Source organism: Methylobacter arcticus, from assembly GCF_050917435.1.
In the GTDB taxonomy this organism is placed as follows: domain Bacteria; phylum Pseudomonadota; class Gammaproteobacteria; order Methylococcales; family Methylomonadaceae; genus Methylobacter_A; species Methylobacter_A titanis.
Genome location: NZ_CP159583.1, coordinates 2607618 through 2627163, shown reverse-complemented (window position 1 = coordinate 2627163; position 19546 = coordinate 2607618). Strand labels below are relative to the sequence as shown.

At 48.9% G+C, this 19546-nt stretch carries 15 protein-coding genes, 2 tRNA genes, 3 rRNA genes and 2 pseudogenes; 19 read left to right on the top strand and 3 right to left on the bottom strand.

Going from position 1 to position 19546, the window contains the following annotated elements; all coding sequences use genetic code 11:
* Window positions 1–247 precede the first annotated feature (247 nt).
* From ABXJ76_RS12485 to ABXJ76_RS12440, 10 genes are all read left to right on the top strand, one after another.
* Window positions 248–1782: ribosomal RNA gene (locus ABXJ76_RS12485) — 16S ribosomal RNA — on the top strand.
* A gap of 69 nt (window positions 1783–1851) precedes the next feature.
* Window positions 1852–1928: transfer RNA gene (locus ABXJ76_RS12480), tRNA-Ile, on the top strand.
* Between the two features lie 50 nt (window positions 1929–1978).
* Window positions 1979–2054, top strand: a tRNA-Ala gene (locus tag ABXJ76_RS12475).
* 366 nt (window positions 2055–2420) lie between these two features.
* Window positions 2421–5313 (top strand): 23S ribosomal RNA (locus ABXJ76_RS12470).
* Between the two features lie 198 nt (window positions 5314–5511).
* Window positions 5512–5627: ribosomal RNA gene (rrf, locus tag ABXJ76_RS12465) — 5S ribosomal RNA — on the top strand.
* Together the 16S, 23S and 5S rRNA genes with 2 tRNA genes alongside form the textbook arrangement of a ribosomal RNA operon.
* A gap of 193 nt (window positions 5628–5820) precedes the next feature.
* Window positions 5821–6468, top strand: a complete 648-nt coding sequence (locus ABXJ76_RS12460) for a F0F1 ATP synthase subunit A (protein WP_432740898.1) — start codon at window positions 5821–5823, stop codon at window positions 6466–6468.
* Between the two features lie 21 nt (window positions 6469–6489).
* Window positions 6490–6756, top strand: coding sequence for an ATP F0F1 synthase subunit C (locus tag ABXJ76_RS12455; protein ID WP_340124175.1), 267 nt, complete (start codon window positions 6490–6492; stop codon window positions 6754–6756).
* Window positions 6757–6771: 15 nt separating this feature from the next.
* The gene (locus tag ABXJ76_RS12450) at window positions 6772–7521 is read left to right on the top strand and encodes a F0F1 ATP synthase subunit delta (protein ID WP_432740897.1); all 750 of its coding nucleotides are present in this window, start codon (window positions 6772–6774) and stop codon (window positions 7519–7521) included.
* A complete protein-coding gene (locus ABXJ76_RS12445) occupies window positions 7508–8989 on the top strand; it encodes a F0F1 ATP synthase subunit alpha (RefSeq protein WP_432740896.1) in 1482 nt (493 codons plus the stop codon). Before ABXJ76_RS12450 ends, ABXJ76_RS12445 begins: the two co-directional genes overlap by 14 nt.
* Window positions 8986–9810 (top strand): F0F1 ATP synthase subunit gamma, encoded by an 825-nt coding sequence (locus tag ABXJ76_RS12440; RefSeq protein ID WP_432740894.1) that lies wholly within the window; start codon window positions 8986–8988, stop codon window positions 9808–9810. The genes ABXJ76_RS12445 and ABXJ76_RS12440 overlap by 4 nt, the downstream gene beginning before the upstream one ends.
* 39 nt (window positions 9811–9849) lie before the next feature.
* Here the strand turns inward: ABXJ76_RS12440 and ABXJ76_RS12435 are convergent, their stop codons facing one another.
* Genes ABXJ76_RS12435 through atpD form a run of 3 tightly spaced genes read right to left on the bottom strand, consistent with a single transcriptional unit; the run spans window position 9850 to window position 11917 of the window.
* Entirely contained in the window at window positions 9850–10119 is a 270-nt protein-coding gene (locus ABXJ76_RS12435; RefSeq protein WP_432740893.1) for an AtpZ/AtpI family protein, read from the bottom strand.
* Window positions 10116–10526, bottom strand: coding sequence for a F0F1 ATP synthase subunit epsilon (locus ABXJ76_RS12430; RefSeq protein ID WP_432740891.1), 411 nt, complete (start codon window positions 10524–10526; stop codon window positions 10116–10118). The genes ABXJ76_RS12435 and ABXJ76_RS12430 overlap by 4 nt, the downstream gene beginning before the upstream one ends.
* Window positions 10523–11917 carry a F0F1 ATP synthase subunit beta gene (atpD, locus tag ABXJ76_RS12425; RefSeq protein WP_432740889.1) on the bottom strand — a complete coding sequence of 465 codons (1395 nt, stop codon included), beginning with the start codon at window positions 11915–11917 and terminating at the stop codon, window positions 10523–10525. The genes ABXJ76_RS12430 and atpD overlap by 4 nt, the downstream gene beginning before the upstream one ends.
* Before the next feature lie 462 nt (window positions 11918–12379).
* On the opposite strand from atpD, the pseudogene ABXJ76_RS12420 reads away from it, so the two are divergent.
* From ABXJ76_RS12420 to ABXJ76_RS12380, 9 genes and pseudogenes are all read left to right on the top strand, one after another.
* Window positions 12380–12715: pseudogene (locus ABXJ76_RS12420) on the top strand (AlbA family DNA-binding domain-containing protein); the annotation flags it as partial.
* A gap of 411 nt (window positions 12716–13126) precedes the next feature.
* Window positions 13127–14370 (top strand): annotated as a pseudogene (locus ABXJ76_RS12415) (IS3 family transposase).
* Window positions 14371–14480: 110 nt separating this feature from the next.
* Entirely contained in the window at window positions 14481–15098 is a 618-nt protein-coding gene (locus ABXJ76_RS12410) for an ATP-binding protein (RefSeq protein WP_432740887.1), read from the top strand.
* A 597-nt stretch (window positions 15099–15695) separates the two neighbouring features.
* Window positions 15696–17111 (top strand): restriction endonuclease subunit S, encoded by a 1416-nt coding sequence (locus ABXJ76_RS12405; RefSeq protein WP_432740886.1) that lies wholly within the window; start codon window positions 15696–15698, stop codon window positions 17109–17111.
* A 39-nt stretch (window positions 17112–17150) separates the two neighbouring features.
* On the top strand, window positions 17151–17987 hold the full coding sequence (locus ABXJ76_RS12400; RefSeq protein WP_432740884.1) for a Fic family protein: 837 nt from the start codon (window positions 17151–17153) through the stop codon (window positions 17985–17987).
* Window positions 17978–18196 (top strand): Fic family protein, encoded by a 219-nt coding sequence (locus tag ABXJ76_RS12395; protein WP_432740883.1) that lies wholly within the window; start codon window positions 17978–17980, stop codon window positions 18194–18196. Before ABXJ76_RS12400 ends, ABXJ76_RS12395 begins: the two co-directional genes overlap by 10 nt.
* Window positions 18193–18321, top strand: a complete 129-nt coding sequence (locus ABXJ76_RS12390) for a hypothetical protein (protein WP_432740881.1) — start codon at window positions 18193–18195, stop codon at window positions 18319–18321. Before ABXJ76_RS12395 ends, ABXJ76_RS12390 begins: the two co-directional genes overlap by 4 nt.
* Window positions 18322–18360: 39 nt before the next feature.
* Complete coding sequence (locus ABXJ76_RS12385) at window positions 18361–18891, top strand: REP-associated tyrosine transposase (RefSeq protein ID WP_432740879.1); 531 nt, start codon at window positions 18361–18363, stop codon at window positions 18889–18891.
* 201 nt (window positions 18892–19092) lie between these two features.
* A complete protein-coding gene (locus tag ABXJ76_RS12380) occupies window positions 19093–19473 on the top strand; it encodes a rhodanese-like domain-containing protein (protein WP_432740877.1) in 381 nt (126 codons plus the stop codon).
* The last annotated feature ends 73 nt before the right edge of the window (window positions 19474–19546 follow it).

The window sequence follows — 19546 nt, the reverse complement described above, 5'->3', positions numbered from 1 at the left end:
AGAAATAAAATCAACAAAGTGTTGACAAACTGAATTGGATCTGTATAATTGTCCAGCTCAACCGGGGTTTACTCCGACGCTCTTTAAAAATATGATCAAAATAATTTGTGTGGGTGCTTGTGACGAGCTATTTACGTTTGTAATAAATAGTCGACATGAGAACTTACGTAGATAAGAAATTATAAACGTTTGAATCTGTAGTCGAGCCAAGATTGGCTACTCATCTTATTGAGTGGCAAAATGATATAAACTGAAGAGTTTGATCATGGCTCAGATTGAACGCTGGCGGTATGCTTAACACATGCAAGTCGAACGGTAACAGGCCTTCGGGCGCTGACGAGTGGCGGACGGGTGAGTAACGCGTAGGAATCTGCCTCATAGTGGGGGACAACGTGGGGAAACCCACGCTAATACCGCATACGCCCTACGGGGGAAAGGAGGGGATCTTCGGACCTTTCGCTATGAGATGAGCCTGCGTTAGATTAGCTAGTTGGTAGGGTAAAGGCCTACCAAGGCGACGATCTATAGCTGGTCTGAGAGGACGATCAGCCACACTGGGACTGAGACACGGCCCAGACTCCTACGGGAGGCAGCAGTGGGGAATATTGGACAATGGGCGCAAGCCTGATCCAGCAATACCGCGTGTGTGAAGAAGGCCTTAGGGTTGTAAAGCACTTTCAATTGGGAGGAAAACAGGCAGGTCAATACCCTGTCTCTTGACATTACCTTTAGAAGAAGCACCGGCTAACTCCGTGCCAGCAGCCGCGGTAATACGGAGGGTGCGAGCGTTAATCGGAATTACTGGGCGTAAAGCGTGCGTAGGCGGTTCGTTAAGTCAGATGTGAAAGCCCTGGGCTCAACCTGGGAACTGCATTTGAAACTGGCGGACTAGAGTTTAGTAGAGGGGAGTGGAATTTCAGGTGTAGCGGTGAAATGCGTAGATATCTGAAGGAACACCAGTGGCGAAGGCGACTCCCTGGACTAGAACTGACGCTGAGGTACGAAAGCGTGGGTAGCAAACAGGATTAGATACCCTGGTAGTCCACGCCGTAAACGATGTCGACTAGCCGTTGGGCCTATATACAGGTTTAGTGGCGCAGCTAACGCATTAAGTCGACCGCCTGGGGAGTACGGCCGCAAGGTTAAAACTCAAATGAATTGACGGGGGCCCGCACAAGCGGTGGAGCATGTGGTTTAATTCGATGCAACGCGAAGAACCTTACCTACCCTTGACATCCAGAGAATCTGTTAGAGATAGTAGAGTGCCTTCGGGAGCTCTGAGACAGGTGCTGCATGGCTGTCGTCAGCTCGTGTCGTGAGATGTTGGGTTAAGTCCCGTAACGAGCGCAACCCTTGTCCTTAGTTGCCAGCGGGTAATGCCGGGAACTCTAGGGAGACTGCCGGTGATAAACCGGAGGAAGGTGGGGACGACGTCAAGTCATCATGGCCCTTATGGGTAGGGCTACACACGTGCTACAATGGCCGGTACAGAGGGCTGCGAACTTGCGAAAGTAAGCAAATCCCAGAAAGCCGGTCCTAGTCCGGATTGGAGTCTGCAACTCGACTCCATGAAGTCGGAATCGCTAGTAATCGCGAATCAGAATGTCGCGGTGAATACGTTCCCGGGCCTTGTACACACCGCCCGTCACACCATGGGAGTGGGTTGCAAAAGAAGTGGGTAGTCTAACCTTCGGGAGGGCGCTCACCACTTTGTGATTCATGACTGGGGTGAAGTCGTAACAAGGTAGCCCTAGGGGAACCTGGGGCTGGATCACCTCCTTACAAATTGCAACTGAATGTTGTCATGAGTACTCACAACAAATTATTTTGATCACACGCAGTATGAGCCTAGGGCCTGTAGCTCAGTTGGTTAGAGCGCACCCCTGATAAGGGTGAGGTCGGTGGTTCGAGTCCACCCAGGCCCACCACCTTGCCGTGATGGCAAACGTGATGTGGCTAAGGGGACTCAGCAAACACTGGGGCTATAGCTCAGCTGGGAGAGCACCTGCCTTGCACGCAGGGGGTCAGCGGTTCGATCCCGCTTAGCTCCACCAATTCTATAACGTCTCGATTCTAAAAAAGAATCGGCAGAGACCTTATAGAATTGGTGCATGAAATTGCATTAATAGCTCTTTAACAAAATGGAAATCTGTAACAAAGAAACTTCATGGAATAAAACCATGAGGCGACTTAAAACGAGTTCGAGTCAACCGAGGTTACAACAAAAAGCAAGCGAAGTCGATAGTGCCAAGCAATTAGCAAAGAACACCGAGTCAGCAAAAATGTTGAAACCGAAGTAAACAAGAATGAGTTCTCAAAAGCAGAAAAAAGCGATTAAGAAAGCTGATCGATATAACACAAGACATCTCTTAATCATTATTCAAACGAATAGTGAAAAAGCAGACTTATTGGGGTTATATGGTCAAGTGAATAAGCGCATACGGTGGATGCCTAGGCAGTGAGAGGCGATGAAGGACGTTGTAGCATGCGATAAGTTTCGGGGAGCTTGCAAACTAGCTTTGATCCGAAAATTTCCGAATGGGGAAACCCGGCCCACATCAGTGGGTCACATTACAGTGAATACATAGCTGTATTGAGCGAACCTGGGGAACTGAAACATCTAAGTACCCAGAGGAAAAGAAATCAACCGAGATTCCCTTAGTAGCGGCGAGCGAACGGGGATTAGCCCTTAAGTTGTACAGTTGTTAGTGGAACAGTCTGGAAAGTCTGGCGATACAGGGTGATAGCCCCGTACACGAAAACGCTGTGCAGTGAAATCGAGTAGGTCGGAGCACGTGAAACTTTGACTGAACATGGGGGGACCATCCTCCAAGGCTAAATACTCCTTACTGACCGATAGTGAACCAGTACCGTGAGGGAAAGGCGAAAAGAACCCCGGAGAGGGGAGTGAAATAGATCCTGAAACCGTATGCGTACAAGCAGTGGGAGCATACTTGTTATGTGACTGCGTACCTTTTGTATAATGGGTCAGCGACTTAATCTCAGTGGCAAGCTTAACCGAATAGGGGAGGCGTAGCGAAAGCGAGTCTTAATAGGGCGTTTAGTCGCTGGGATTAGACCCGAAACCGGGCGATCTATCCATGGCCAGGCTGAAGGTGGGGTAATACTTACTGGAGGGCCGAACCCACTTATGTTGAAAAATGAGGGGATGAGCTGTGGATCGGAGTGAAAGGCTAATCAAGCTCGGAGATAGCTGGTTCTCCTCGAAAGCTATTTAGGTAGCGCCTCGTGTATAACTGTTGGGGGTAGAGCACTGTTTCGGCTAGGGGGTCATCTCGACTTACCAACCCGATGCAAACTCCGAATACCAACAAGTTTGAGCACGGGAGACACACGGCGGGTGATAAGGTCCGTCGTGGAAAGGGAAACAGCCCAGACCGTCAGCTAAGGTCCCAAAATCTATGCTCAGTGGGAAACGATGTGGAAAGGCACAGACAGCCAGGAGGTTGGCTTAGAAGCAGCCATCCTTTAAAGAAAGCGTAATAGCTCACTGGTCGAGTCGGTCTGCGCGGAAGATTTACCGGGGCTAAGCATAGTACCGAAGCTACGGGTCACACTTTTAGTGTGGCGGTAGAGGAGCGTTCTGTACGCCTGCGAAGGTTCATTGAGAAGTGGGCTGGAGGTATCAGAAGTGCGAATGCTGACATGAGTAACGATAATGGGGGTGAAAAACCCCCACGCCGAAAATCCAAGGTTTCCTGCGCAACGCTAATCGACGCAGGGTTAGTCGGTACCTAAGGCGAGGCCGAAAGGCGTAGTCGATGGAAAGCAGGTTAATATTCCTGCACCAGTGGTAACTGCGATGGGGTGACGGAGAAGGCTAGGTCAGCTGTCTGTTGGAATAGGCAGTTTAAGCGAGTAGGGAGGGTTCTTAGGCAAATCCGGGAACCTATATTCTGAGACGTGATGACGAGTTGTTCTTAGGAACGACGAAGTGATTGATGCCATGCTTCCAAGAAAAACCTCTAAGCTTCAGGTTACCAGTGGCCGTACCCCAAACCGACACAGGTGGATGGGATGAGAATTCTAAGGCGCTTGAGAGAACTCGGCTGAAGGAACTAGGCAAAATGGTACCGTAACTTCGGGAGAAGGTACACCCCAAGTAGGTGAAGGCACTTGCTGCTGGAGCTGAACGGGGTTGCAATAAATTGGTGGCTGCGACTGTTTAGCAAAAACATAGCACTCTGCAAACTCGAAAGAGGAAGTATAGGGTGTGACGCCTGCCCGGTGCTGGAAGGTTAATTGATGGGGTCATCTTCGGAGAAGCTCTTGATCGAAGCCCCAGTAAACGGCGGCCGTAACTATAACGGTCCTAAGGTAGCGAAATTCCTTGTCGGGTAAGTTCCGACCTGCACGAATGGCGTAACGATGGCCACACTGTCTCCAGCCGAGACTCAGTGAAATTGAAATTGCGGTGAAGATGCCGTATACCCGCGGCTAGACGGAAAGACCCCGTGAACCTTTACTATAGCTTTGCACTGGACTTTGAACCTATTTGTGTAGGATAGGTGGGAGGCTTCGAAGCAGGAACGCCAGTTCTTGTGGAGCCAACCTTGAAATACCACCCTGGTATGTTCGAAGTTCTAACCTAGGTCCGTTATCCGGATTGGGGACAGTGTATGGTGGGTAGTTTGACTGGGGCGGTCTCCTCCTAAAGAGTAACGGAGGAGCACGAAGGTACCCTCAGCCTGGTCGGAAATCAGGCGATGAGTGCAATGGCATAAGGGTGCTTGACTGCGAGACGGACAAGTCGAGCAGGTACGAAAGTAGGTCATAGTGATCCGGTGGTTCTGTATGGAAGGGCCATCGCTCAACGGATAAAAGGTACTCCGGGGATAACAGGCTGATACCGCCCAAGAGTTCATATCGACGGCGGTGTTTGGCACCTCGATGTCGGCTCATCACATCCTGGGGCTGAAGCAGGTCCCAAGGGTATGGCTGTTCGCCATTTAAAGTGGTACGCGAGCTGGGTTCAGAACGTCGTGAGACAGTTCGGTCCCTATCTGCCGTGGGCGTTTGAGATTTGAGGGAAGCTGCTCCTAGTACGAGAGGACCGGAGTGGACGAACCTCTGGTGTTCCGGTTGTCACGCCAGTGGCATCGCCGGGTAGCTATGTTCGGACAGGATAACCGCTGAAAGCATCTAAGCGGGAAGCCCCTCCCAAGATGAGATCTCACTGGGACTATAAGTCCCCTGAAGGGCTGTTGAAGACTACAACGTTGATAGGCACGGTGTGGAAGCGCAGTAATGTGTGAAGCTAACGTGTACTAATTGCCCGTGAGGCTTGACCATATAACACCCAATCAGTTTGAAGGTGTTATCAACTAAGGAAACTTAGAGACAGCTTAACATCGCAAATTTGAGCATAGATTAAAGAGAAGTTACAGATTTCCATAAAAGCAGGAGCAAGACGCAAGGCAACAGGCTGAAAAGCCGCCGAGTGTTACCCCTGTTGCATGACAGTTGGTGCAAACCGACTACACCAGTTTGCTTGGTGACCATAGCGAATGTGAACCACCCGATCCCATCCCGAACTCGGAAGTGAAACCATTTAGCGCCGATGATAGTGTGGCAGTTTGCCATGCGAAAGTAGGGAATTGCCAAGCGCTTAAATTAAAAACCCAAGTCTCTGCACTTGGGTTTTTTTTTTGCCTGAAATTGCTCTCTACTTGTTGCCGAATTATTTTAGTTCCGGGATTCCACATACCTTCAGTCACTTCCAGAATATATAACCTCATTAGGATATAAGACATAGAGTAATCGATGTACAATCCTTTTAAAGGTTAAACAGGTACTCTGATGGAAAACGAACTTATTTTTGCTCTTGGCCCTGTGGTGATAGGTGCATCGTTAATCACTACCTGGGGCATCATGTTGCTGATTACGGCAATAGCCTGGTTTTCAACCCGGCATCTGGATAGGGTGCCCGGCACGTTGCAGACAACCGTCGAAGGCATCGTCGTCGCTATCGAAGGCGCCATTACTGCCGTTGCGCCGGAACACGGACGGCAGATTATGCCTTTTATTGCGTCGATTTGGCTGTTCCTGATCATTGCCAATCTGACGGGATTAATACCGGGCTTGCATTCGCCAACCGACGATCTTTCTGTGACCTCGGCACTGGCGATACTGGTGTTTTTCTCTGCGCACTGGTTTGGCATAAAAACGCAAGGCTTGAAAAACTACCTGCGTCATTACCTGACCCCTAACCCGATTTTGCTGCCTTTTCATATTATCAGCGAATTTACTCGCACCCTGGCGCTGGCTATCCGGTTATTCGGCAATATGATGAGCCTGGAATTGGCGGCAATGCTGATATTACTGGTGGCAGGATTTCTGGCACCGATCCCGATTCTAATGCTGCATATCATTGAAGCTCTGGTACAGGCTTATATTTTCGGGATGCTGGCATTGATTTATCTGGCTGGAGCTATGCAGTCCCAATAACTTAATTTACCGGAGTAACTTATGTCTGATATCGCCTCGATTGTTTTTGGATCCAGTATTGCTGCTATTATTGGCATCGCGCTGGGGGTGATGCTCCCTGCTTTGGCTATGGGCAAAGCCATCGGCAGTGCACTGGACGCCTTATCCAGGCAACCGGAATCGGAACGTTCTATTATGCGCACCTTGTTTATCGGCCTGGCGATGATTGAATCATTGGCTATTTATTGTCTGGTTATTATTTTGATCGTGCTATTCAGAAATCCTTTACTTGAATACATCGTGAAATAATGCAAAGGGATCAGCATGGAATTCAATCTATCCACCTTTATCTTTGAAATCATCAATTTCCTGATTCTAATCTGGATCTTGCAGCGGCTTTTTTATAAGCCTTTGCTTGAAGTGATTGCCAAGCGCAAGCAATTTATCGAGCAATCGTTAAGTGACACAAAAAACCTGCAACAGCAGGCCGAACAGCAACGCAGCCTTTATGAAAACCGGCAAAAACTCTGGGAGCAGGAAAAACAGACCGCTATCACTGCTCTGCACCAACAACTCGCAGCCGAAAGAAGAATGCAACTGGACAGGCTAAATGCCGATCTTGAGCAAGAACGGCAAAAAGCCAAAGTAACGCTGTCAAAGCAACAGCAGGAGTTGCAACAGCAGGCCGAAAAACAGGCCTTGAAAAACGCTGCCAAATTTTCCGGAATGCTGCTGCAACAGGCGGCAGGGCCTGATCTGGAAGCGCGCTTATTTACGCTGCTGATGGACAACTTGACGGCCTTGCCGGATGCCTGCAAGCTGTGTTTAGTCGTACTCGGCGCTAAAAAATCGGTGCCTATAAAAATAACTAGCGCCTATCCCTTATCAATTGACATGCGCCAGCAGCTGGAACAAAAGCTGGGCGCGTTAATTAGCAGTCAAATCCTATTTCAATACCTGCAGGATGAAGCGCTTATTGCCGGTCTGCGCATGGATATCGGCTCTTGGGTGCTAAACGCCAACCTGCAACACGAACTGATCGGTTTTGCCGAGATTGACTATGAGTCGGATTGAAAGCGTGCCCAGCAGCAGTCTAGTGGACAAACAGACCGACTGGCTGGCTAATTACCAGCCAGGGCTGCGCGTTACCGAACAAGGCAAGGTAGTCTCCATCGGCGATGGCATTAGCTGGATCAAGGGTCTGCCATCGGCGGCTATCGATGACATTCTGGTTTTTTCCGACGGCAGCAGGGGCATGGTCTTCGACCTTAACCGCGACCGGATCGGCGCAATTTTATTGTACGAAACCGAAGCGCTGACCGCAGGCACTACAGTCCATCTTTCCAAGCACTCGCTTAGCATACCGGTTAGCAACGAGTTTTTAGGCCGGGTAATCGACCCGCTAGGAACGCCGCTGGACGGGCAAGATCCTCCATCTCAGGTAGGGCGCGAAAATATGGAAAAAGGTTCGCCCGCGATTATCGCCCGAGATTTTGTCCATAAACCGCTGTACACCGGCATAAAAATCATCGACACCCTGATTCCGATAGGTAAAGGTCAGCGGCAACTGATCATCGGCGATGAAGGCCTGGGCAGAAGCTCAATCGCTATCGATACCGTCATTAATCAAAAAGATAAAAATGTCGTATGCATCTACGTGCTGATTGGTCAGAAACGCTCTGCGGTGGTCAGCACCCTGGAAACCCTTAAAAATCACGGTGCATTGGACTACACTGTGTGCGTGGTCGCCGAAGCCAGCGCCTTGCCCGGTTTACAGTATATCGCCCCGTTTGCCGGTTGTGCGCTGGCCGAATACTGGATGGCGCAAGGACGGGACACGCTGATTATTTACGATGATTTATCGACCCACGCCCGGACTTATCGGGAATTGTCTTTATTGCTGCGCCGTCCTCCCGGACGCGAAGCCTATCCGGGCGACATCTTCTTTGTCCATTCCCGCCTGCTGGAACGTTCGACTTGCTTGAATGCCGAAAACGGCGGCGGCAGCATGACCGCCTTGCCGATTATCGAAACCCAACAAGGGGAAATTGCCGCCTATATTCCGACCAATTTGATTTCCATTACCGATGGGCAAATCTATCTGGATAACGATTTGTTTGTTTCGGGATTCCGACCGGCTATCGACATCACCCGCTCGGTATCGCGAATCGGCGGCAAAGCACAGGATATGAGCATCCGTGATCAAGCCGGACAAATGAAACTGGATTATCTGCAATTTTTGGAGTTGGAAGCTTTCACCCGTTTCGGCCAGCGTCTGGAAGCTTCAATGGAAGCGCGAATCAAGCGTGGCAGGTTGCTTCGGGAGCTATTAAAACAGGATCGACTGACTCCGCAGAGCAATCTTTATCAATTGGCCTGGCTGACGGCGTTTAATTCCGGACTGCTTAACCAAACAGCTCCTGAAGACATTGCAAAGATGTTGGTTTGCATTGAACAAGGCATTGAAACCACAACGCTGACGCTAGAAAGCAGCCCTGAGCAGTGGCAGCAAGCACTCGGCGAATGGCTTAAATCGTCATGAGCCTTAGCCGCGAACTGCAACAGCATATCACCCAGCTGAAGGAGATACGCAGCATTTTAAATTCGATGAAAAACCTGGCTTTTATAGAGATTCATAAGCTACAGCGTTTTAAAGCCATGCAAGGTCAGGCCGTGACTGCTATCGAACAGGCGGCGCTGGACTTTCTGGATTTTTATCCCGGCTTAGCAGAAATTGACGATAACGCCGCGCAATTTTGTATTTTGCTGGGAGCGGAACGCGGGTTTTGTGGCGATTTTAACGAAAGCCTGATTGATGCGATTGCAAGCCAAGCTTATACCGGCGTTATTGCGGTCGGCAGCCGGCTTTGTAACCGGCAGGAGGACATTGCTCCGGAGGTCATCGCAACGCTCGAAGGGGCTAATGTCGCCGAAGAAGTGCCCGCTATCATTAGCCGCCTGATTGATACTCTCAGCGGCTTACACGGCAAAGCCGCCTCCGCATTACAGTTAACCGTTGTTTATCACGATAACGTAGCCACTCAAATCAGCCAACGGCAGGTACTTCCGCCCCTTCCTCGGCAAAATGAAAGCACCGTTCACTATCGCAACCCGCCGGTGCTGAATCTCGAACCCGACGATTTTTTTGCGGACTTGGTCGATCATTATCTATTTGCCGTGCTGCATGAAATTTTTTATATCTCCCTGATGGCGGAAAACCACAGCCGTCTGCAGCATCTGGAAGGCGCGGTCAATCACCTGGACGACGAAACCGTAAAGCTGCAAAGAAAATCCCAGATTTACCGGCAGGAAGAAATTACCGAAGAGATTGAAGTTATTTTGTTAAATGCGGAGAATTTTTAGCTTGGTTGGGTTTTCCAGCGTTTTGTCGTAGCTTTCACCTTAGTCTTTAATCAGAAAAAACACATTAAAAATCCCAACCACTAATCCCGTAAACAATAAGCTGAGCGTCCAGCGCATCGAATAGCCTGCCATCATGCCGTCCAGCCAGCGGCCTAAATAAACGCCGCCAATAACAGGCAATACCATGACCAAACCCAGTGTGCCGATATAAACGGTTTGTGACAGCAGATTAGGTCGATCATGCTCCGCTTTTTTGATGCGTTTGATCTGGCTTTCAATTTTCTTTTTGAGGCGTTGTTGAGTATTCATGACTGCCAGCCGGTCTTGTGTTTAAGCGCCAACATGCGTTTCATCATGGCTTGTTCCATCCGGTGCAGGCTTTCCCTGATTGCATGCAGATTTTCTTCCTCCGCTATCAATTGCTGCTCCAGTAAGGTACTGATCCGTTCAAGGTCGGTGTCGATCAGAAAATGCCGGGTGCTGACCGTCAACTCGTTATTGTTGAAATAGACAACCGCTCCCGGCAAAGCCAAATATTGCCATGCATCTGTCGACAGGGAAAAACGCGCCAAACCGAAAACCAAAGTAGTCATAAAGCGCGCATGATTGGCTTGGATGCCGAAGCAGCCGGTAGCGTCTTCCCCGACAAAGGAGGTGACGCCGGCGATGCGTTGTTCATGGCTTGCATCGAACAGGTTCAGCACGAATCGGTTCATAGACTGTCCTGCATCGAGCCGCGCATATAGCATTGCTCTTCGGATAGATCATCATAATGCCCCGCCAAAAAGGCTTCGCAATCGGTCAGGGTTTGTGCCAGCGGCACGGAAACTCCGGTTTGTTTGGTGTGCTGAGCCAAAACTGCAAACGGCTGGGTCAGATAACGTTGCAATTTACGGGCGCGCATCACGATTTGTCGATCAACCTCGGCCAATTCTTCAATGCCCAGCATCGCGATAATATCCTCCAGTTCATGATATCGCGCCAGATGTTCGCGCACCGCTTCGGCAACTGCATAATGGCGATCCCCCAGGGTATTTCTGTCCATCAGCTTGCTGCTGGAGCGCAGCGGATCGACAGCCGGATAAATGCCTTTGCTGGCCTGATCCCTGGACAGGATAACAGTGGTATCCAGATGACTGAGTATCGCGCTGACCGCCGGGTCGGTCATGTCATCGGCTGGCACGTAGACAGCCTGCACCGAGGTGATGGCGCCCTGCCGGGTGGAAAGTATCCTGTCCTGCAACTCGGCGACTTCGGAAGTCAATGTCGGCTGGTAACCCACTGTAGCGGGCATGCGGCCCAGCAGGCTGGAGATTTCACTTCCGGCCTGAACAAAGCGAAACACATTATCCACCACAAACAGCACTTCTTTATGCAGGGTGTCGCGCAGGTATTCGGCATAAGTCAGGGCTGAAAGGGCGACGCGAAAACGCACGCCGGGCGATTCGTCCATTTGTCCGAACACCATCAGAGTATCGTCCATGACGCCCGCCTGTTGCATTTCCCGCCATAATTCGTGGGCTTCGCGAATGCGCTCGCCGACTCCGGCAAAGACCGAAACCCCTTTGTGGATCGCGGAAACGGCATGAATAAACTCCATGACCAGCACGGTCTTGCCGACTCCCGCACCGCCGAATAACCCGGTTTTGCCGCCTTTTACGAAAGGGCATAACAAGTCGATGACTTTAATGCCGGTTTCCAAAATGCCGTTGATGCCGATGGCTTCGGATAGCGGCAACGGTTTAGCGTGAATATTGCGGAATTCGGTTTTAGGCAAGGGCGGCAGTCCGTCCAGCGGTTTGCCGAATATATTCAGCAACCGGCCCAAACATTGCTCGGAGACAGGCACATGCAAAGGCGCTCCGGTATCGAATACGCTCATGCCGCGGCTTAATCCGGCGGTGCCGTGCAGGGTAATCGCCCGGATATGCCGCTCATCAAGATGCTGGTGTACCTCGAAAACATAAGCGGTGTGATCAAAGCGGGTGAACAAAGCCTGACGCAAAGGCGGCAGCTGGGTGCAGTCGATAATCACCACCGGGCCATGCACTTCAACGATGGTTCCGATGACAGGGCGAGGTTCCTGTTGTATCTGCAAACTGTCCAAAAATGGCTACTCCCAAGGTGATGAAACGGGTCTTGATAGGAATCTACTTAAAATACGTGTGTATGGCAAACAATTCGCATGGTTTAGAGATAGAGCAGCAATGCCAAAACGTGCGGGATGGGATTACAAATTCAGTACCTCACGAAATAGTATGATATGACTTGTTTATTTTGAAACACAATTAAGAAAAATTATGAATACCTCGCCGATATTTTTCATGTCTGGCAGCGCGGTGAAAATTACCAAGATCAAGCCGGGTTCTGCTTTTCGGCTGAACTCAAAGATATTCAGAAGCATGATTATGTGCTCACCCCGGCCGTTATGTCGGTGCCGCCGAACAGGAAGACGACGGCGAACCGTTTGCCGAAAAAATGACCCGCTTAACCGCATAGCTCAAAACACAGCTTGCCGAAAGCAGCCGCCTGGAAGCGGAGATTAAAAAGAATCTGGCAGGGTTAGGATATGAGCTCTAAACACCCGCTGCTTGCTGAAATTTTGCAAGGCGAAAGCAAAACGCTGGAATTTAAAGCGACTTTGCCCAAAGGCGATCAGCTTGCTAAGACACTGATTGCCTTTGCCAATACCAGCGGCGGAAAACTGGTTATCGGCGTTAACGACCAACGTGAACTGATCGGTTTGCAGGGCGCAGACGTATTTGAATTAATGGATAAAGTCGCGTCTATGGTGCATGAACTTTGTGCACCAAGCTTATTGCCGGATATTTACATTGAAAATATTCAGGGCTTTGAACTCCTGATTATTGACGTATTCCGTGGCAAGCTAATGCCTTATCACCTAAAAACGAAAGACCGTCGGCAAGGAACTTATATTCGTCTGGGCGCCAGTAACAGACTGGCATCGGAGGAATACATTCTGTCGTTAGAACTTCAGCGTCTCAAGCAAAGCTTTGATGAGCAAATCAACTATCAACAGCCATTAAACACGCTCGATACCAAACCGTTACAAGATGCTTTTCTGGCGGCGGGTAAAGTCCTTACGCAAGAAAAAATGCGTAATCTCAAACTCATTTTCGATGATCATGGGCAACTCTATCCCAGTCACGGTTTGCTGATTTTGTTGGGTCATTACGAGCATGTTGAAATCAAATGCAGCCGTTTTAAAGGCCGTACTATGGCGGTATTCTATAGTGGACCCCGAAAACCGGACAATAGTTTAAGCTATGCTCTGTCGATAAATGAGAAGCAGGAAATGAGCGAAAGCAAACGGAAGATTTATACAAGGGCGCAAAAAGCCAAGATCGCCTTGGAAGCGGTTCGAGGCATAAAGGCCATCAATGAGATTGCCCAGGATAACAACGTCCATCCGACTCAGGTTAGTCAATGGAAAAAGGAATTGATGGACAATGCAGGCAGCCTGTTTGATGGTAAGCGGGGACCGAAGCCTACCGATGCACAGAGCGATCCGGATCGGCTGTATGCCAAAATCGGGCAATTGAACATGGAATTGGACTGGCTTAAAAAAAAGTCTGGACTCAGCCTATAGATGAGCGGCAATCGTGGATAGCACCGGATAATACAATGGCGCTATCCCTGCAATGCAAGCTGCTCCAGGTTACGCGCTCGGTCGTCTATGCCCATAAAAAGCGTTTACTGAAAGCCGTTGATGAAGATGAATGCCTGTTGTTGCAGTTGCTCGATGAAGAGTATACGCGGCACCCCTTTTATGGCTCACGGCGTATGACGAAATACTTATGCGGACTTGGGCACAGGGTTAATCGCAAACGAGTTCAGCGCTTGATGCAAACGCTAGGCCTGGCTGGGATGACCCCTGGCCCCAATACCGGTAAGCCGCATCCGCAACATAAGATTTATCCCTATCTGTTAAGGGGCATCGACATCATTCGCCCCAATCAAGTATGGAGCACTGATATTACTTATATCCGGCTACCGCGCGGCTTCGTTTATTTGGTGGCAATCATCGACTGGTATAGCCGCAAAATACTTTCCTGACGGTTGTCGAACACCATGGATGCGGGATTCTGTGTCGACTGTTTGGAAGAAGCCATCAAGGCCTACGGGATGCCTGAGATCTTCAATAGTGACCAGGGATCGCAATTCACCAGCGATGCTTTTACTGGCGCGCTGCTCAACAGCGGCATCACGATCAGCATGGATGGGCGTGGTCGCGCACTGGACAATATTTTTGTCGAGCGGCTCTGGAGAACGGTGAAATATGAAGAAGTCTATTTGAAGCAGCATGACAGTGTACAGAGCTTGCTGATGGGATTGACCGACTACTTCATGTTTTATAATGAAGAGCGGCGTCATCAATCATTGGGCTATGAAACACCCAGTGTGGTTTACCAAACAGCTAGGGGTGGCGGTGCAATGATCGTGGATAAATACGGGGCGGCAGAAATATCAGTTCCCGTATCAAAAAATTGGGACAGCGCCATTCAGCTGGAGTGTGAACAGGCCTCTATCTTAAATTAAGGCATTATTTGTCTGGACAATGGGGTCCACTTTAATTCCTCGATAAAAAAGAATACCGTGGCGATTTATTCAATCAGCTTCAGCAGGCGGAGCTATTTATAAAAAACCACTTGCATTTAAAAGCTGAAATCTTAGGACTACAGCGTACCGAAACTTACGAAATCCCCATTCCAGCCATTCGGGAAGCCTTAGTAAATGCGGTTCTGCATCGAGACTACAGCAATTTTGGTCGTGATATTAAGGTTGGTATCTACGACGACTTGCTTAACATTGTCTCCCCTAGTGGTTTACCTAATGGTTTGATGGAAAGTGATTTGCGGGAAGGCCGTTCTGAAATTCGCAACCGTGTTTTAGCACGAGTTTTTAAAGAACTGAATTATATTGAACAATGGGGTAGCGGCATTAGTCGGATCAAGAAACTCTGTAAAGAAGCCGGTAACCCTGAACCGAAGATTCAGGAGCGCGGCGACTTTGTTGATTGGGAGCTCTACCGTTCAACAATCAGCAACACCGAACCAGTAACAGGTTCGGAGAAAATGTCGGAGAAAATGTCGGAGAAAATAGTGCGATTTATCCAGGCCAACCCCAATATCACCATTGATGAACTGTCAAAGCTTGTAGAGGTTAGTACGCGCACCATTGAGCGGAATTTAAAAAGCCTGCAAGCCCAGAATCGAATAAAGCGTATCGGCCCGGCAAAGGGCGGCTACTGGGAGGTCATGGAGTGAGTATTAATGTAGCCCTCAATTTTCGCACCCCTCAAGCAAAACCCGTGGCTGAACAGCTCAGACAGTCGGGCGCTCAAGCTAGCATAGGCATTTTGTCGAATAGGCGGAACGGGGTTTGCAACCCCGTTCCAGACGTTTATGCAATGCCTGAGTACATGGCTACTCTTAACCAACGCCAAACGTTTCAGGCGGGGTTGGGAGGGAGGGATGGGGTATACGGGACGCAGCGCGTCCGGCACTGCATTCCCACGCGGCGCGTGGGAACGAGAAAAATAAAGCGTATCGGTCCGGCCAAGGGCGGCTACTGGGAGGTCAGGGAATGAGCATTAATGTAGCCTGTCGAATGGCAAGCAGTAAAGCGCTAGCCGGTCAGTTCACCTCGTTCTCACGTGCTACGTGGGAATGCAGTCAAGGCGCGCTGCGCCGCGAGTCACGACTAGCGTATTGCGTATACGGGACGCAGCGCGTCCAGCACTGCGTTCCCACGCGGCGCGTGGGAACGAGGAAAAGCTCCAGCTTCGCGAGACGGGAAGTTGGAGCTTCCTGCACTGAATTCCCAAGCTGGAGCTTGGGAACTAGCGCAGATATGACAGAATTATGAGTGCTGATTGGCCTGTGGTACGACTAGGTGATTTCTGTGCGAAAGTCGGCAGTGGTTCAACACCTAATGGGGGAGCTAACGTCTACATCGAACAAGGTGATATTTGCCTTATTCGTAGTCAGAATGTTCATAATGATGGGTTTAAACCTAATGGTTTAGTCTATATAACACAAGAGTCTGCCGATAAATTAAAAAATGTCGTAGTTGAAGAAAATGACATTTTACTCAATATAACCGGCGATTCTGTGGCTCGTGTTTGTTTAGCCAAAAATGAATACATACCCGCAAGAGTTAATCAACATGTTGCAATAATACGTCCTGATCCAGAAAAGTTCGACTCAAGATACTTACGTTATTTATTGGTTTCGCCTACGGTGCAAGACTTGCTGCTGTCCATTGCAAGTATCGGAGCAACGCGTAATGCATTAACCAAAGGAATGATTGAGTCTTTAGAGGTTTGTAAGCCACCTATCTCGATACAAAAGTCTATTGCTGATAATTTAGAAATTCTTGACCTCAAAATTGACATCAATACCCAAACCAACCAAACCCTAGAAGCCATTGCCCAAGCGGTCTTTAAAAGCTGGTTTGTCGATTTTGAGCCGGTCAAAGCCAAAATGGCGGTGTTGGAAGCAGGCGGAACCGCTGAGGAAGCCGAATGCGTCGCCATATGTGCAATTTCCGGCAAAGACAAAGCAGCGTTAATCCGATTGCAAACCGAACAACCTGACGCCTACGCCGAACTCGCCCAAACCGCCGCCTTATTCCCTGTAGCCATGCAGGATTCGGAATTGGGTGAAATACCGGAGGGGTGGAATACTCAGGACTTTTCAAAATTTGCTCAGAATGTACGTGAATCTATAAAAGCTGAAAACACTAAAGACCATGAAATCTATATCGGTTTAGAACATATTGATAGAATTTCATTAACTCTACGCAGATGGGGAAGTGGTGGTGATATTGGGAGTAATAAATCAGCTTTTATTAAAGGCGATGTCTTGTTTGGAAAATTGAGGCCTTATTTTCACAAGGTTTCAATAGCACCCATAAATGGAATTTGTTCTACAGACATTTTAGTTATTAGACCTAAAAGAAGTTTCTATTCTGCTTTCGTTATATTGCAAACGTTCAGCCCTAATTTTGTAGAACATGCAAATCTTAGAAGCACAGGTACACGAATGCCTAGAGCATCATGGAATGATATGGCTAACTATGTCATTGCATCACCAAATAATGATGATGTTTTCTTGAAATTTAATAAGCGAATTAATCCATTATTAAATTCATTAAGTGTAATAAATAGTGAATCAATTACACTTGCTGAACTCCGCGACAACCTTCTCCCCAAACTCCTCTCCGGTGAAATCGACCTAAGCCAAGCGGTTAAGGTGACTGATGAGGTGAGTGTCTAAATGGCGAATTAGTGGAAACAACGGAGTCAGGAATAAACCATGTCTAGTTACCAACCGCCGTTCACCCTGATCAGCGAAATCGTCTCCCTGGTGGCCGACATCAGCGAGCATATTGGGCGCTTGACTGTGCAACTGGATCAGGAGCAGCAACTGAAACTACGCCGGATAAACCGTATTCGCACGGTGACCGGTTCGTTGGCCATTGAAGGCAATACGCTGACGGAAGCACAAGTCACCGCCATTTTAGACGGCAAGCGGGTCATCGCCCCGCCGCGCGAGATTTTGGAAGCCGGCAACGCCTTAGCGGCTTACGAGCAACTGCCTAACTGGCAGGGTAGTCAGCAGGCCGATTTATTGGCGGCTCATCGGCTGTTAATGAAAGGCTTGATTGACAGTGCAGGTAATTACCGTGCCGACGGTGTTGGGGTAATGGCCGGTAGCGCGGTGTTGCATATGGCACCGCCTGCAAGCCAGGTGCCGCGCTTAATGGATGAGTTATTTTCCTGGCTGGCGACAACCGCAGATCATCCGCTGATTGTCAGTTCTGTTTTTCACTACGAGTTTGAATTTATTCATCCCTTTGCCGATGGCAATGGCCGTATCGGGCGGTTATGGCAAACCTTGTTGCTGTCGCACTGGCAGCCGGTATTTGCTTATATTCCGGTGGAAAGCAGGGTGCATCAGCATCAGGCCGGGTATTACCGGGCGTTAAATCAAAGCACCGCCCAAACTGATAGCGCTGCTTTTATTGTGTTTATGTTGCAGCGCGTTAAAGAGGCGTTAGCGTCTGTGGATACGGCAGATACCCCCATGGCACCCCTCAAGTTACCCCCCAAGTTACCCCCCAAGTTGTTAAGTTGCTGCAAATGCTGCTAGTCTCAATGAGCCGCGAGCAATTACAGCAGCAATTAGGGCTGGCGGATAGAAAATCATTCCGTCAGGCTTATCTACAACCCGCACTCGAACAAGGACTGATCGAAATGACATTGCCTGATAAACCCCAAAGCAAATTGCAACAATATCGAATAACGCCGACAGGTAAAGCGGTGTTACAGAGGATTAAACAAGATGGAGTAGAACAATGAACGAAGAACAACTGGAAAACCTTTGGCTGCACCTCGTTCCCACGCTCCGCGTGGGAACGCATACTCAGTCTCAAACCAGCCTCTGTGCTCAGCCTATAGCAAGAGGTTTCAAGGCGGAGCAATGAGTCAAAAGGAAGTAAATCAAACGTACGGGGGAATAATACATGGGTAGAAGTCGCTATCAATTTACCGATCCAGGTTTGCCGCATTTTATGACGGTAACTGTGTTGCATTGGATACCCGTATTTACTCGTCCGGATACGGTAAACATTGTGCTCGATTCATTGCGTCACCTGAGTGCAGAAGGGCTAAAAATCTATGCTTACGTGATTCTTGAAAATCACTTGCATCTCGTTGCACAGAGTCCGCAGTTGGATAGAGATATTGCGCGGTTTAAATCCTACACGGCCAGACAATTGATTGTTTATCTTGGTGATAATAATGTTAAGACGCTTCTTGACCAGCTCGCTTTTTATAAAAAAGCCCATAAAATCGACCGAGGCTATCAGTTTTGGCAGGAAGGCGTTCACCCTGAGCTGATTCAGTCGGATGCGATGATGCGGCAGAAAGTCGATTATATCCACCAAAATCCTGTAAAATGCGGATATGTGGACAAGCCTGAGCATTGGCGCTATTCCAGCGCCAGAAACTATGCAGGAGAGGACGGCTTGCTGGATGTTTGTAAGCTATGGTGAGGCGCAGGTACGCATTCCCACGCAGAGCGTGGGAACGAGGAATACTCATTTCAAATAGTCATGATTCTTCTTCAATTTACCGTGATTTTCAGTTAAAGCAATCTCTGAATCACTCGGCCGCCCGGTATGAATGAGTTGACATTTTTACAGGGCACTTTTCTATCAATGAGTTGTTTATTTTTATGAATTTCGAGGCTGGTTATGAAAAAACTACTATATTCCATCATCGCTATTATTTTCATCGTTGCCGGCTGCGCGTTTCAACAGCCGGACTATCTGAAAGTGATAACCGCGACTGAATTAAACCGAATCATGCAACAAGAGGATATATTCCTTGTTGACGTTCACACGCCCGAACAGCAGCATATAAAAGGCACTGACCTTTTTATTCCTTACAACGAAATCGAGAAATACAAAGACAAATTTCCCACAGATAAAAATACAGTTATCTATTTGTATTGCGAAGGCGGACCGATGGGAAATGCTGCGGCAAGGTCGCTTTATGAATTAGGCTACCGTAATTTATTCAATCTTGATGGAGGAGCAAAGGCGTGGAGAAAGGCTGGTCTTGATTTTGAATAAGTGAATGCGTTTTACTGGCTCAAGCCCTATAGGATATGACACCATCTCCACCCGATAGCGATCGGCAGTGGAG

Bases quoted from the DNA above. Each gene is read 5' to 3' on its own strand.
- ABXJ76_RS12430 (WP_432740891.1), bottom strand. From the start codon at position 10,526: ATGAACCGATTCGTGCTGAACCTGTTCGATGCAAGCCATGAACAACGC.
- ABXJ76_RS12440 (WP_432740894.1), top strand. From the start codon at position 8,986: ATGAGCCTTAGCCGCGAACTGCAACAGCATATCACCCAGCTGAAGGAG.
- ABXJ76_RS12405 (WP_432740886.1), top strand. From the start codon at position 15,696: ATGAGTGCTGATTGGCCTGTGGTACGACTAGGTGATTTCTGTGCGAAA.
- ABXJ76_RS12380 (WP_432740877.1), top strand. From the start codon at position 19,093: ATGAAAAAACTACTATATTCCATCATCGCTATTATTTTCATCGTTGCC.
- ABXJ76_RS12435 (WP_432740893.1), bottom strand. From the start codon at position 10,119: ATGAATACTCAACAACGCCTCAAAAAGAAAATTGAAAGCCAGATCAAA.
- ABXJ76_RS12400 (WP_432740884.1), top strand. From the start codon at position 17,151: ATGTCTAGTTACCAACCGCCGTTCACCCTGATCAGCGAAATCGTCTCC.
- ABXJ76_RS12455 (WP_340124175.1), top strand. From the start codon at position 6,490: ATGTCTGATATCGCCTCGATTGTTTTTGGATCCAGTATTGCTGCTATT.
- ABXJ76_RS12450 (WP_432740897.1), top strand. From the start codon at position 6,772: ATGGAATTCAATCTATCCACCTTTATCTTTGAAATCATCAATTTCCTG.
- ABXJ76_RS12390 (WP_432740881.1), top strand. From the start codon at position 18,193: ATGAACGAAGAACAACTGGAAAACCTTTGGCTGCACCTCGTTCCCACG.
- ABXJ76_RS12445 (WP_432740896.1), top strand. From the start codon at position 7,508: ATGAGTCGGATTGAAAGCGTGCCCAGCAGCAGTCTAGTGGACAAACAG.
- ABXJ76_RS12460 (WP_432740898.1), top strand. From the start codon at position 5,821: ATGGAAAACGAACTTATTTTTGCTCTTGGCCCTGTGGTGATAGGTGCA.
- ABXJ76_RS12395 (WP_432740883.1), top strand. From the start codon at position 17,978: ATGCTGCTAGTCTCAATGAGCCGCGAGCAATTACAGCAGCAATTAGGG.
- ABXJ76_RS12385 (WP_432740879.1), top strand. From the start codon at position 18,361: ATGGGTAGAAGTCGCTATCAATTTACCGATCCAGGTTTGCCGCATTTT.